A 13157-nucleotide genomic window follows, 5' to 3' on the forward strand; every position below is an offset into this window, starting at 1 on the left:
GGGACGCGGCCACCCGGTGGCCTCCCCCAGGGGGAGGCCACCGGGGAACTCAGCTGGAGGCCGTCGCGCGCTCGGCCGCGGTGATCGCGTTGCGGAACAGCATCGCGACGGTGGTGGGCCCGACCCCGCCGACCCTGGGGGTGATGGCCCCGGCCACCTGGGCGCAGGACTCGTCGACGTCGGGCAGCAGGCGCCTGCCCTCGTAGCGCACGCCGCCGCCGATGACGACGGCACCGGGCTTGACGTGCTCGGGCTGGACGATGCCCGGCACACCCGCGGCGGCGATGAGGATGTCGGCGCGGCGCGTGTAGCGGGGCCAGTCGCTCACCCCGGTGTGCACCACGGTGACGGCGGCGTTCGCCGTCGGGCGCTTCTGCGCGAGGAGGATCGACAGGGGCCGCCCGAGCGTGGCCCCGCGCCCGAGGATGACCACCTCCCGACCGGCGACCGGGATGTCGTAGTAGGCGAGCAGCGCCTCGATCCCCGCGGGCGTGCACGGCAGCGGACCGGGAAGCTCCAGCGCCAGCCGCCCGATGTTGAGCGGGTGCATGCCGTCGACGTCCTTGTCGGGATCCATGACCTGCAGGGCCCGGTCGTAGTCGAGGTGCCTGGGGACGGGGTGCTGCACGAGCAGCCCGTGCACCGCCGGGTCGTCGTTGAACGCGGTGATGACCGCGTGCAGGTCCGCCTGGGTGGCGCTCGCGGGCAGGTGCTCGTGCGGCGAGGCGAACCCGAGCTCGGCGGCCTGCCGCTGCTTGATCCGGATGTATCCGGCGCTGGCGTCGTCGTCGCCGACGAGAACCGTCGCCAGGCTGGGGGTGACGCCCCGGCGGGTCAGCGCGGCCGCCCGCGCGGCCACGTCGGCGAGGATGCTCTGCGCGACCGGGCCGCCGGGAAGCAGCCGGGCGGACGGCGCGCTCTCGGACTCCGAGCCGTCTGAGCCGTTTCGAACGGGCTGGGACATGCGTGTCCTCTCGGCGTGGGCGCCCAGGCGGTCGACTCCCACGACGAGCTCCCCGATGGTTGATGCCATCCCCTTGCCGCCAGTCGCGTCACTCCCAGGATGCCCGATCGGCATCCTCCAGGTCGAACCGCCCCACCCGTCAGGAGGGGGTGCCGAGCCGGGCCAGGCGGCTCACCGCCTCATCGATGACCTCGTCCCTCTTGCAGAAGGCGAAGCGGACGAAGTGGCTTCCACGCTCGGGGCGGGCGTAGAAGACCTGGGTGGGGACGGCGACCACGCCCGCCAGGGACGGCAGCTCCCGGGCCAGGGTGAGGCCGTCGGTGAAGCCGAGGGGGCGGATGTCGGTCTGCACGAAGTAGGTGCCCGCGGGGCAATAGACCTCGAAGCCCGCCGCGGCCAGCCCCGCCGCCAGCCGGTCGCGCTTGGACTCCAGGTCGGCCCGGAGACGGGAGACCCAGTCCAGCTCGTGGCGGAGGCCGTGGGCGACGGCGAGCTGCCAGGGCGCGGCGGCGGTGAAGGTGAGGAACTGCTTGACGGTCTGCGCGGCCCTGACCAGCTCGGCCGGGCCGCAGATCCAGCCGGTCTTCCAGCCGGTGACCGAGAAGGTCTTGCCGGCCGAGGAGATCATCACGGTCCGCTCCCGCATGCCGGGCAGGGTGGCCAGCGGGACGTGCTCGACGCCGTCGAAGGTGAGGTGCTCGTAGACCTCGTCGGTGACGGCGATCAGATCGCGCTCCTGGCAGAGCAGGGCGATCTCGTCCAGCTCGGCACGGGTGAGGACCGTGCCGGTGGGATTGTGCGGGGAGTTGACCAGGACGACGCGGGTGCGCGGGCCGACCGCGGCGCGCAGCTCGGCGGGGTCGAAGGTGAAGCGGCCCTCGACGGGGCGCAGGGTGACCGGGCGGAGCACCGCTCCGGCGAGGGCGACGGAGGCGGCGTAGGAGTCGTAGTACGGTTCGAACGCGATCACCTCGTCCCCTGGCTCGCAGAGCGCCAGGATCGCCGCCGCGACGGCCTCGGTGGCGCCGACGGTGACGAGGATCTCGCCGTCGGGGTCGAAGGAGAGGCCGTAGTGGTCCTTGTGGTGCTCACAGACGGCCTGGCGCAGCTCGGGCACGCCCGGCCCCGGCGGGTACTGGTTGGCGCCCTCGCGGATCGCCGACACCGCACGCTCCAGCATCGCCGCGGGCCCGTCGGTGTCGGGAAAGCCCTGCCCCAGATTGATCGAATCCGTCCGCAGGGCCAGCGCCGACATCTCGGCGAAGATGGTCGTGCCGAACCCGCGCATCCGTGTCACCAAAGGATCGTCCACGCGCCCCAGCGTAATCGGCGCCCCGGATCACTCGTCCGCGACCGTGCGGGTACGGCGCCGGCGCGGATCAACCGATCACCTCACCTCGCATACCGCCGGAGTCGTCGGTGCGCGAGACCGGCACCGACCACCTGGCGCTCCGCGGACGAGGGCCACCCGCCGCGCCACAGCTGTTACGGTTTTTCGTGGCGTGAGGAGGGGGCTTGGCGGTGCTGGTCATCCATGGGGCCTGGGTCGGTGACAGGCTGGCACTGTGGGGGGAGGATGCGGACGGTTCCGCCGGGAGCGCCTCTCGGGCGAAGGTCCGGCCGCATCCGTTCGCGGCCCCGGCGACGGCCCTGGCGGGCGGGGTGCCGCTCTGGGGAGAGATCGCGGCGGCGGCCGTGGGCAGGGCCGTCCCCGAAGAGCTCGTCCTGCTGCTGCCCGGCTCCGCGCGGAGCCCGCTGCCCTCCGCCGAGTCCGGGATCGAGATCGGCGCGCGGCAGCCGAAGATCGGCCGCTGGCGGGTGCCCGCCCTGCTGATCGAGCCCGGCGCGGCACTGAGCCTGCTCGACGCCGTGGACGAGGTGACCCGTCTGCCGGCGGAGAGGTACGAACCCGACGAGTTCCCCGACGGAGAGGACCGGGCGCCGGTCCCCGGCGCCTCCCTGCGCTATCTCGCCGCCGTCGCGGCGTACACCCGTGATCTGATCCGCCGGGGCCGGGTGCTGCCACAGCTCGTCGCCGAGGACGCGGGCCACGCGGCCCGGTGGCGTCCCGTGCTGACCGGTCCCTACGCGGCCCGCTTCCGTGAGCTGGCCGCCGCGATGCCGCCCGTCTGCCGGGCCGTCGTCGAGGAGCGGCCCTCGGCCCACGTGCTGATCGAGGCCGTGGCCTGCCTCGCCGACGCCGCGGTACGGCGGGCGCTCCCCGACCGCCTGCTCGGCGGGCACCGGCCGGGACCGCGCGCTCCCCTCCCGGACCGCTGGATGGTCGCCCTCACCGGTGCGGACGCCGCGCTTCCCGGGCTGACCCGGACCTCGGCGGAGAAGCTGGCCGGGCCGCTCCGCGAGTGGTTCGACTCCGCGCACCGGCTCGACGGCCCGGTCAGGGTGTGCTTCCGGCTGACCGAGCCCGAGAGCGGCCCGGAGCCCGAGCCCGCCCGCGACCTCGTCGCGGAGTACGGCGGCCGTCCGGCACCGCCCCCCGACGGCTCCCGCTGGCGGTTGGAGTTCGCCCTCCAGTCCTCGGACGACCTGAGCCTCTACCTTCCCGCGCCGCTCATCTGGGCCGGTGAGACCGCTCCCGGCCTGCCGGGGCGTCCCGACGAGGCGCTGCTCGCCGGGCTCGGCCGGGCGGCACGCCTTTACCCCAGGGTGGGAGAGGCACTGCGCGATCGCCGTCCTTCCGAGCTGGTCCTCGACACGACCGGCGCGTTCGCGTTTCTCCGCCAGGCCGCCCCGCTCCTGCAGGCCGCCGGGTTCGGCGTGCAACTGCCCGCCTGGGCCGGCACCACGAGGCTCGGCCTCAAGCTCACCGCCCGCTCGCAGCCGACCGGTCCCGGCGCGGCGGCCGACCAGGGTTTCGGGCTGCACCAGCTGGTGGACTTCCGGATGGACCTGGCGATCGGCGACGAGACGATCAGCGAGGAGGAACTGGCCGAGCTGGCCAGGCTCAAGGTGCCGCTGGTCCGGGTGCGGGGCCGCTGGGTCGAGCTGGACGACCGGCAGCTCACCGCCGCGCTCAGAGCCGTCGAGCGGCGCCGATCGGGTGAGATGACCGTCGGCGAGGTGATCCAGGAGGTCATCCACGGCGGCGACGAGGAACTGCCGGTCGTCGGGGTGGACGCCGACGGTCTCCTCGGCGACCTGCTGTCCGGCGAGGCCGACCGCCGCCTCGTACCGATCACGACTCCGGCCGACTTCCACGGCGTGCTCAGGCCGTACCAGGAGCGCGGGCTGTCCTGGCTCAGCTTCATGTCCGAGATCGGGCTCGGCGGCATCCTCGCCGACGACATGGGCCTGGGAAAGACCGCGCAGACCCTCTCCCTGCTGCTCAACGAGCGTGCGACGGGCGTGCGGCCGGGGCCGACCCTGCTGGTCTGCCCGATGTCGCTGCTCAGCAACTGGCAGAAGGAGGCCGCCAGGTTCGCCCCCTCGCTGGAGGTCTACCTGCACCACGGCACCACCAGGCTGCGCGGGGCGGAACTCGCCCGGCGGGTGGAGCGGGCGGACCTGGCCCTCACCACGTACGGCACCGCCCTGCGGGACCGCGAGACGCTGACCGGCCTCTCCTGGGCCAGGGTCGTCTGCGACGAGGCGCAGGCCATCAAGAACAGCGCCGCCAGGCAGGCACAGGCCGTACGGGCGCTGCCGGCCAGGAGCAGGTTCGCGCTGACCGGCACGCCGGTCGAGAACCACCTGGCCGAACTCTGGTCCCTGATGGAGTTCTGCAACCCCGGCCTGCTCGGTTCGGCCAGGACGTTCCGGGAGCGCTACCAGGAGCCGATCGAGCGGGACGGCGACGCCACCGCGACCGCCGCGCCACCGGGCCGTTCGTGCTCCGGCGCCTCAAGACCGACAAGACCATCATCTCCGACCTGCCGGACAAGATGGAGATGAAGGTCTGGTGCACCCTCACCCCCGAACAGGCCACCCTCTACCAGGCGGTGGTCACCGACATGATGGACAGGATCGCCGGCAGCGAGGGCATCGAGCGGCGCGGCAACGTGCTCGCGACCATGCTGAAGCTCAAGCAGGTCTGCAACCATCCGGCGCACCTGCTCAAGGACAACTCGCGGCTGCCCGGCCGGTCGGGGAAGCTGGCCCGGCTGGAGGAACTGGCGGAGGAGATCGTCGGCGAGGGCGACAAGGCGCTGGTCTTCACCCAGTACGCCGAGTTCGGCACGCTGCTCCAGCCGTACCTCTCGGCGCACCTGGACCGCCCGGTGCTCTGGCTGCACGGTGGACTGCCGAAGAGACAGCGGGACGCGCTGGTGGAGCGGTTCCAGGACGACGACGAACCGATGCTCTTCCTGCTCTCGCTCAAGGCGGCGGGCACCGGGCTCAACCTGACCGCGGCCAACCATGTCATCCACGTGGACCGGTGGTGGAATCCCGCCGTGGAGAACCAGGCGACCGACCGGGCGTTCCGGATCGGCCAGACCAGGAACGTGCAGGTCAGGAAGTTCATCTGCGTCGGCACCCTGGAGGAGAGAATCGACGAGATGATCGAGCGCAAGCAGGCGCTCGCCGAGAGCGTCGTCGGCACCGGCGAGGACTGGATCACCGGCCTGTCCACCGACCGGCTACATGAGCTGTTCCGTCTCGGACCTGAGGCCGTCTGATGAGCGGGCGCGGCGCGTTTTCGGTACGGGTCCGCGAGGAGGCGTCATGAGCAGGAGCGGCTGGTTCGAGCCGTCCGTGCCGATCCGGGTCGAGGGCGGCATCCGGGTCCGTAGCAAGCGGGGCTCGATCGGCGAGCGGTGGTGGTCGCGCCGGTTCATCGACATCCTCGAAGACGTCTGTGACCCGGGCAGGCTCGGCCGGGGCCGCTCGTACGCCCGCTCCGGCCAGGTCCTCGACACAGAGCTCGGGCCGGGGCTGGTCACGGCCCGGGTCCAGGGGTCTCGGCGCACCCCGTACCGGGTCGAGATCCAGATCACCTCCTACCGGGCGGACCAGTGGCGTAAGCTCACCGACGCGCTGGCCGCCCAGGCCCTCTACCGGGCCAAGCTGCTCGCCGGCGAGATGCCGCCGGAGATCGAGGACGCCTTCCGCGCCTGCCGCCTGCCGCTCTTCCCCGACACCGGCGACCTGGACATGACCTGCTCGTGTCCCGACTGGGGCTTCCCCTGCAAACACCTGTCCGCCGTGCTGTACGTGCTGGCCGAGAGGTTCGACGACGACCCGTTCCTGGTGCTGGCCTGGCGGGGCATCGCCAGGGACGCCCTGCTCGACGCCCTCCGCGAGGCGGGCGGCACCACCGCGCCCGGCTCCGGCTCCGGCGAGAACAGACCTGGACTGTTCGACGTGGACGACGCGCCGTTCACCGACCGGCTGACCGCCTTCTACGAGCCGAGTGTCTCCCCGGCCCGGCTCCGCGACCGTACCGGCCTCCCCGTCCCCCCACCCGACCTGCTACTGCGCACCCTCGACCCGCCACAGATCAAGGCCCGGCACATCCCCATCCTGGACCTCCTCCGCCCCGCCTACCGGACCTTCGCCGACAGCGACGACACCTGACCCGGCGCCGGTCATCGGAGAACGGACGACCTCAACCGGTTCCACCGCCGCTGCTGGACGGAAGGATCCTGCGGCACTTTCCCCGAGGCGGGGACGGAGATCGGGCGCGCCCGGCCCCTCCCCGCCCGACGGGGCGCCACCGGCCGGCGACGGGGTAGGCCCGCCTCAAACGGTCACGGCGAAGCTCCGGAGCACGTCGGCGATCTCATCGACCTCGGTGAGCTTGCCCGAGGCGACGGCGATGACGAGGTCATAAGCCTCGTCATCGCCGGTGTCGATCGCCCTCCCGTTCCATGCCAGGAAGACGACCGTCGCCACCCACGCCACCCGCTTTTTTCCATCCACGAACGGATGATTGGCGGCCAGTGAATGAAGCAGGGCCGCGGCTTTGGCGAACAGGTCCGGATATGCCTCCTGCCCGAACATGGACGCCTGGGGCCTGTGCACGGCGGAATCGAGCAGACCCAGGTCACGCAGTTCCGGCGTAGCCCCGATGGCCAACTCCGCGAGATCGAGAACCTGCTCCACCGTGAGACAACGGGTCATTCGGCGAGCCGATCAAGAACGGGTTTCCATCGGCGCACCGCTTCCACGCCGAGCCGATGAACCTCCTCGTCATCGGAGTGGCGCACCAGGTATTCCTCCACGGCCGCCAGCACCACCTGCTGCATGCTCCGCCCCTCTCGCTCCGCGCGTCGCCGGAGGGCTTCGGTCTGCTCGTCGGAGAGCCGCAATGTCATAGCCATGCCTCCCACCGTACGGCGAATCTGGTATCACGGCGATACCATAACCGAGAGGATAGAAGTCGTTACCCAGAGTGGCAACTCGTTTTGCCGGACGACGTCCGGCAAGGACTTCACATCCTCGGTCCAGCCGGTCAGCGGGCCGGGATCACCGCCCGACCAGGGTCACCCGGGGAGAGCCGAACCGGCCGAGAACCCCGCGATGGTGTCGCGGTACCGGTGTGATGTCCCGCTCGCGGGTTCGCGCGGGCGGCGATCGCCACACCTCCGAGAGGGCTTACGGGGGAGATCATCTATGCATAGTTGATTATGGGGTGATACGTCTATTTCCTGTGACCCGACGATTCCATGAGCTCGACGCGCTCCGCGGCTTCGCGGTGTGCGGGATCATGCTGGTCAACACCTGGCAGCACACCCGCGACCAGCTGAGGAACCCAGGCCAGAACGCGGTCGACTGGGTGATCGACAACCTGCTGCAGAGCAGGTTCTATCCGATCTTCTCGTTCCTGTTCGGGCTGAGCTTCATCCTCTTCCTCCGGTCGGCGGCCGAGCGGACCGAGAGCCCCCGGGCCGTGCTGCTGCGCAGGCTGGCGGTGCTCGCGGCGCTGGGCGCGCTCCACCAGATCGTCAACCCCGGCGAGGTGCTCCTGCCCTACGCGATCTTCGGGGCGCTGATCCTGCTGCCCGCCTCGTTCTTCCCGCAGCCCGCGGTGGTGCTGCTGGGCGTCGCCCTCACCGCCTGGGCGGTACACCAGGGCGGCGGGGTGATCCTCATCCCCGGGCTGTTCGTGCTGGGCATGGCCATGATGCAGCGGCCACCGCCCGAGTGGCTGCTGCCGTTCGCGTTCGCGGCGAGCGTGGTGCTGGGCGTGGCGCTCACCTGGCTCTGGGTACGCATCGCGGGCGACCCCGTCCTCTTCAACCGGGCCGTCTACCCGGCCGCCGGGCTCGCCGCCGCCACGGCCTACTGCACCGGGTTGCTGCTGGCGCTCAGGACCCGGCTGCGTGACCCGCTGCTGGCGGCCCTGGCGCCGCTCGGCCGGATGGCGCTGACCAACTACCTGATGAGCACACCGATCATCCTGCTCTTCCTGCCACTGCTCACCTCGGATGCGACCCGGCTGGCCGGTGTGGCGCTCTCGGTCGCCGTCCTGGTGTTTCAGGTGCTGTTCAGCCGGGCGTGGCTGGCCAGATTCAGGTACGGACCACTGGAATGGGCGTGGCGGAGCCTCACGTGGATGGAACGAGTGCCGAACCGACGGATAGGGTCACACCCGTGACGCGCATCGCCCTCTGCCAGATCCCGGTCTCGGAAGACCCCGCCGCCAACCTCGACCGTGCCCGCACGGCCCTCGGCGAGGCCGCCGCGGGCGGCGCCGAGCTGGCGATCTTCCCGGAGGCCACGCTCACCCGGTACGGCAGGAGAATCACCGACCTCGCCCAGCCGCTGGACGGACCGTTCGTCACCGGGCTGGCCGAAGCCGCACGGGAGCACGGCCTTTCGGTGATCGCGGGGGTGTTCGAACCCGGTGATCATCGGGTCCACAACACCGCGGTCGCCATCGGCCCCACCGGCTCGATCGAGGCGGCCTACCGGAAGATCCACCTGTTCGACTCCTTCGGCGCCCGCGAATCCGAGCTGGTCGCGCCGGGCGACACGCCGGTCGTGGTGGAGCTGGCCGGGCTCCGGGTGGGCCTGGTCACCTGCTACGACATCCGCTTCCCCGAGCTGACCAGAGCCCTGGTGGACGCCGGGGCCGAGTTGTTCGCGGTGATCGCCGCGTGGGGTTCCGGGCCGATGAAGGAGGAGCACTGGACCACCCTCGTCAGGGCCCGGGCGATCGAGAACACCACCTGGGTCGCGGCCGTGGGCCAGGCGCCGAATCCGGAGGCCCGCGACAACTTCGGGATCGGGCGGAGCATGCTGGTCGACCCGATGGGGGTGGTACGCACCGATATGGGCTCCGGACCCGGCGTACAGATATGCGAATTCGACTCCCAGATCACGATTGCCACCCGGAATGCCCTGCCGTGCCTGGAACACCGGCGACTCCGGGCCGGTGGATCGTAAAATGCCGACCGTGAGTGATCCACCTGGGCGTAGAACGCAGATGCAGAAGGTCATACCTCCTCGGCTGCTCGTGCCCTATCTGGCCGGCAGACGCACCGTGATCTCCGGATACGTGTACCGGGTTCAGGACTGCGCGCGGCTGACCACCCCCGCTCAGCTCTTCGCCGGTCTCGACCTGGGGTTCGACGGCTCGGAGCTGACCGCCACCGTCCCGGAGATCTATCTGATGCGCTGGTACGCCCGCGACATGGACGCCTACGTCGTGCCGTATGGCCCGCACATGGGTGGTGACTGGAACGATTCACCGCCCTTCGCCGGGAACGGCTTCACCACCTCGCGGGATCACGTCGTGCCGCAGTTCCACACCACGCCCATGCCGATCCCCGCCGGGGCCGAGATCATCCACGTGACCGACGGCGAGGAGCGCCTCTTCGGCCGCTACGACGGCCTGAGCTGGCGGCCCGCCTCATGAGCGCCGAGATCGAGCCGGTGGCCTCGGGGTTCGCCGCCCACTACTCCGGCCGGACGTACGCCGCCGCCCTCGGCCCGGGTACCACCGAGGTGGTGCTGTTCAACGAGGAGGCCCAGCCGGGCTTCGAGGCGGCCTCCGGCTACTGGCGGCTGGTCGTCTCGCGCGAGGACCTCGACTGGCTGGTGCTGGTCCGCACCGTCGGCGCGTTCGGCGGTGAGCCCTGCCTGGTCCTTGACGTCTCCGAGGAGAACGGTGAGGAGAGCCTGCACATCGCCTACACCGGGCACAGCGGGGTGAAGGCCGAGGCCCTGGGCTACTGGATGGTCGACCACGGGGCGTACGAGGTGGTCGTCCCCCGCGACGAGGTCTTCTCCGTGCGGATCGAGCGCCTGCCGGTCCCGCTCACCCCGGTGCTCTCGGAGCCGTGACCTCCCCTCGCGCCTGACGCCCGCCTGAGGGCTCCCAGGTGACCTGCCACGACGCGCGGCCGGGGTGGAGACCCGCCGTTATCCCGTCGCCGCCGCCCGCTCAGCCCACGCCGAGCCGGCGGTAGCGGGAGAGCCTGGCGGCGATGCGGTCCGCGGGGGGCTGCCCCAGCAGGGTCGCGATCTCGTACTCCAGTGCCCGCGAGACCCGGCGGCAGAACGCCTCCGGCTCGTAGGCGGCGTCGGGGAACTCCGGGATGATCCGGTCGACGAGGCCGTCCCGGCGCAGGTCCGTGGATCTCACCCCCTGGGCCTCGGCGATCTCCGGGGCGAAGTCGACACTCCGGTACAGCAGCGCCGACGCTCCCTCCGGGGAGAGCGGCGACAGCCAGCCGTGCTGGGCGCAGAGCACCCGGTCGGCGGGGAGCAGCGCGAGGGCGGCGCCGCCCGCGCCCTCCCCCAGCAGCAGGCAGACGGTCGGGGCGTCGAGCATCACCAGGTCGGCCACGGAGCGGGCGATCTCGGCGGCCAGGCCGCCCTCCTCCGCCGCCCTGGAGAGCGCGGCCCCGGCGGTGTCGATCACGGTGACCAGTGGCAACCCCAGCTCGGAGGCCAGGCGCATCCCCCTCCTGGCGACCCGGAGCCCGGCCGGGCCGAGCGGGGCGTCGATCCGCTGGCGCCGCCGGTCCTGACCGAGCACGACCGCGGGGACCTCGCCGAACCTGGCCAGGGCGAGGATCAGCCCGGGATCGTGCTCGCCCACACCGGTGCCGTTGAGCGAGGTGGCCTCGGAGGCTCCGAGCTTGAGCAGCGCCCGCACGCCGGGGCGGTCGTCGCGGCGGGAGCGGCTGATCGCGTCCCACGCCTGGACCACCGGGATCCACTCGTCCGGCTCGGGACCCGGATCCAGCCCCTCACGGGGGGCGCACAGCACGGCGAGCACCCGGATGGCGACCCGCCGGGCGTCCTCGGCCGACACCACGGCGTCGACCAGGCCGTGGGCGAAGAGGTTCTCGGCGACCTGAACACCCTCGGGAAACGGGTAGCCGTGCAGCGCCTCGAACACCCTCGGCCCCAGGAACCCGATCAGCGCGCCCGGCTCGGCCGCGGTGACGTGCCCCAGCGAGCCCCAGGAGGCGAAGACGCCGCCGGTGGTGGGATGGCGCAGGTAGACGACGTACGGCAGGCCCGCGGCGCGGTGCGCGGCCACGGCGGCGGTGACCTTCACCATCTGGACGAAGGCCACCGCGCCCTCCTGCATCCGGGTGCCGCCCGAGGCGGGGGCCGCCAGCAGCGGGAGCCGCTCGGCGGTGGCCCGCTCGATCGCGGCGGTGAGCCGCTCGGCGGCGGCCACCCCGATCGAGCCGGCCAGGAAGGAGAACTCGCACGCGACGATCGCCACCCGGCGCCCGTCGAGCAGTCCCTCCCCGGAGATCACCGCCTCGTCGTATCCCGTCCTGGCTCGGGTCACGGCCAGCTCCTCGGCGTATCCCGGGTTGGTCGGGGAGGGGTCGGCGGGCGGCTCGTCCCACGAGAGCCAGGTACCGGGATCGAGGAAGGTGTCGATCAGGGTCCGCGCGTCGGGCCGCGCCGGGGTCATATCCGCGCTCCGCGGGGGATCCGCCTTCCTGTCATCGTTCACGTTCCTCCAGCCAGGCGAGGACCTCGTCGTTGTGCTCGCCGAGGGCCGGCGGGGCGGTATGGCGCATGGGAAGGTCGCCGTCGAAGCGGAGCGGCGGTCCCGGCAGCTCGATGGTGCCGAGCACGGGGTGGTCGACCTCGACGACCAGCCCCTGGGAACGGGTCTGCTCCCAGGCGTAGACCTCGTCGATGGACCTGATCGCCCCGGCGGGCACCCCGGCCTCGCCGAGCGCGGCCAGCCAGTGCGCCCTGTCGTGCTTGGTGAGCCTCCGCTCCATGTCCGCGATCAGCTCGTCCCGATGCGCAAACCTTTCCCTGTTCGTGGCATATTTCGCGATATCTGGATCTATCTCCAGCAGGGTGGCGACCTTGCGCCACTGCGCGTCGTTCGCCACCGCGATCTGGATCATGCCGTCGGCGCAGTGGAAGGCCCCGTACGGGGCGATGGAGGCGTGGTGGTTACCGTTGGCGACGGGCACCTGACCGCCGACGGTCCAGGCCGTGCCGTGGTAGGAGTGCACCCCGGTCACCGCGGCCAGCAGCGAGGTCCGCACGATCTTGCCCCGCCCGGTCCGCTCCCGCTCGTACAGCGCGGCCAGCACACCGTAGGCGCCGTGGATGCCGCCGAGCAGGTCCGCGATCGAGGCGCCCACCCGGTACGGCTCGTCGGCCGACGGGCCGGTCAGGCTCATCAGTCCGGCCTCGCCCTGCGCGATCTGGTCGTACCCCGGCCTGCCGCCCTCCGGGCCGTCATGGCCGAAGCCGGTGATCGACAGGATGACCAGGCGGGGGTTGAGCTCGTGCAACCGCTCGACGGGGAAGCCCAGCCGGTCCAGGACGCCGGTGCGGAAGTTCTCCACCAGCACATCGCTCTGCCGCACCAGGCGCTCGATCAGCGCCTTGCCCTCGGCGGACTTGAGGTCGAGGGTGATCGACTGTTTGTTCCGGTTAGCCGCCAGAAAATAAGTAGAAATATCACTATCAGGACCCACGAACGGTGGGCCCCAGCCCCGGGACTCGTCACCTCCCCCGGGATGTTCCACCTTGATCACCCGAGCACCCAGATCGCCGAGCATCTGCGTGGCGTGCGGACCCGCGAGCGCACGAGAGAGATCGAGAACGACGATGTCGCCGAGTGCTCCCTGCAAGATCAACCTCCGATGCGTGGCGGCCGGACCCGGCCGGAGGAGCGCTTCCTCCGTTCCCGGCCCGCTTGCCATGAGACTGGCACGATACCCGGATGAGGGAATCCCATGATCCCCCATACCAGTACCCGGCGGGACACGCGGGGGGAGATCATCAGGAA

Annotated in this window: 13 protein-coding genes and 1 riboswitch; of the genes, 7 read left to right on the top strand and 6 right to left on the bottom strand. The window is 71.5% G+C overall.

What is annotated here, in order from left to right; translation table 11 throughout:
• Positions 1-49 precede the first annotated feature (49 nt).
• Positions 50-964, bottom strand: a complete 915-nt coding sequence (locus ACWD3H_RS05605) for a bifunctional 5,10-methylenetetrahydrofolate dehydrogenase/5,10-methenyltetrahydrofolate cyclohydrolase (RefSeq protein ID WP_355565735.1) — start codon at positions 962-964, stop codon at positions 50-52.
• 14 nt (positions 965-978) lie between these two features.
• Positions 979-1061, bottom strand: a riboswitch (ZMP/ZTP riboswitch).
• Positions 1062-1103: 42 nt separating this feature from the next.
• Positions 1104-2276, bottom strand: coding sequence for a pyridoxal phosphate-dependent aminotransferase (locus ACWD3H_RS05610; RefSeq protein WP_451954158.1), 1173 nt, complete (start codon positions 2274-2276; stop codon positions 1104-1106).
• Between the two features lie 209 nt (positions 2277-2485).
• Between ACWD3H_RS05610 and ACWD3H_RS05615 the strand changes: the two genes are divergently transcribed.
• Genes ACWD3H_RS05615 through ACWD3H_RS05625 form a run of 3 tightly spaced genes read left to right on the top strand, consistent with a single transcriptional unit; the run spans position 2486 to position 6499 of the window.
• A complete protein-coding gene (locus ACWD3H_RS05615) occupies positions 2486-4876 on the top strand; it encodes a DEAD/DEAH box helicase (RefSeq protein ID WP_451954383.1) in 2391 nt (796 codons plus the stop codon).
• Positions 4813-5601, top strand: a complete 789-nt coding sequence (locus ACWD3H_RS05620) for a DEAD/DEAH box helicase (RefSeq protein ID WP_451954159.1) — start codon at positions 4813-4815, stop codon at positions 5599-5601. The genes ACWD3H_RS05615 and ACWD3H_RS05620 overlap by 64 nt, the downstream gene beginning before the upstream one ends.
• A 46-nt stretch (positions 5602-5647) precedes the next feature.
• Positions 5648-6499: an SWIM zinc finger family protein gene (locus ACWD3H_RS05625; RefSeq protein ID WP_451954160.1), complete on the top strand. Its 852-nt coding sequence runs from the start codon at positions 5648-5650 to the stop codon at positions 6497-6499.
• A 165-nt stretch (positions 6500-6664) separates the two neighbouring features.
• Here the strand turns inward: ACWD3H_RS05625 and ACWD3H_RS05630 are convergent, their stop codons facing one another.
• Together ACWD3H_RS05630 and ACWD3H_RS05635 are read right to left on the bottom strand one after the other, a co-directional pair.
• The gene (locus ACWD3H_RS05630) at positions 6665-7045 is read right to left on the bottom strand and encodes a type II toxin-antitoxin system death-on-curing family toxin (protein ID WP_451954161.1); all 381 of its coding nucleotides are present in this window, start codon (positions 7043-7045) and stop codon (positions 6665-6667) included.
• The gene (locus tag ACWD3H_RS05635) at positions 7042-7245 is read right to left on the bottom strand and encodes a FitA-like ribbon-helix-helix domain-containing protein (protein ID WP_343967286.1); all 204 of its coding nucleotides are present in this window, start codon (positions 7243-7245) and stop codon (positions 7042-7044) included. The genes ACWD3H_RS05630 and ACWD3H_RS05635 overlap by 4 nt, the downstream gene beginning before the upstream one ends.
• A gap of 329 nt (positions 7246-7574) precedes the next feature.
• Between ACWD3H_RS05635 and ACWD3H_RS05640 the strand changes: the two genes are divergently transcribed.
• From ACWD3H_RS05640 to ACWD3H_RS05655, 4 genes are read left to right on the top strand one after another with little or no spacing between them, the layout of a single operon-like run.
• Positions 7575-8522, top strand: coding sequence for a DUF418 domain-containing protein (locus ACWD3H_RS05640; RefSeq protein ID WP_451954162.1), 948 nt, complete (start codon positions 7575-7577; stop codon positions 8520-8522).
• Complete coding sequence (locus tag ACWD3H_RS05645) at positions 8519-9313, top strand: carbon-nitrogen hydrolase family protein (protein WP_355565725.1); 795 nt, start codon at positions 8519-8521, stop codon at positions 9311-9313. The genes ACWD3H_RS05640 and ACWD3H_RS05645 overlap by 4 nt, the downstream gene beginning before the upstream one ends.
• A 10-nt stretch (positions 9314-9323) precedes the next feature.
• On the top strand, positions 9324-9785 hold the full coding sequence (locus tag ACWD3H_RS05650) for a hypothetical protein (protein ID WP_245651881.1): 462 nt from the start codon (positions 9324-9326) through the stop codon (positions 9783-9785).
• Positions 9782-10213 carry a hypothetical protein gene (locus ACWD3H_RS05655; protein WP_451954163.1) on the top strand — a complete coding sequence of 144 codons (432 nt, stop codon included), beginning with the start codon at positions 9782-9784 and terminating at the stop codon, positions 10211-10213. Before ACWD3H_RS05650 ends, ACWD3H_RS05655 begins: the two co-directional genes overlap by 4 nt.
• Positions 10214-10313: 100 nt before the next feature.
• Here the strand turns inward: ACWD3H_RS05655 and ACWD3H_RS05660 are convergent, their stop codons facing one another.
• Positions 10314-11810: a carboxyl transferase domain-containing protein gene (locus ACWD3H_RS05660; protein WP_451954164.1), complete on the bottom strand. Its 1497-nt coding sequence runs from the start codon at positions 11808-11810 to the stop codon at positions 10314-10316.
• A 31-nt stretch (positions 11811-11841) separates the two neighbouring features.
• On the bottom strand, positions 11842-12999 hold the full coding sequence (locus ACWD3H_RS05665) for a CaiB/BaiF CoA transferase family protein (protein WP_451954165.1): 1158 nt from the start codon (positions 12997-12999) through the stop codon (positions 11842-11844).
• Positions 13000-13157: the final 158 nt, after the last annotated feature.

This window comes from Streptosporangium sp. NPDC002607, assembly GCF_053592655.1.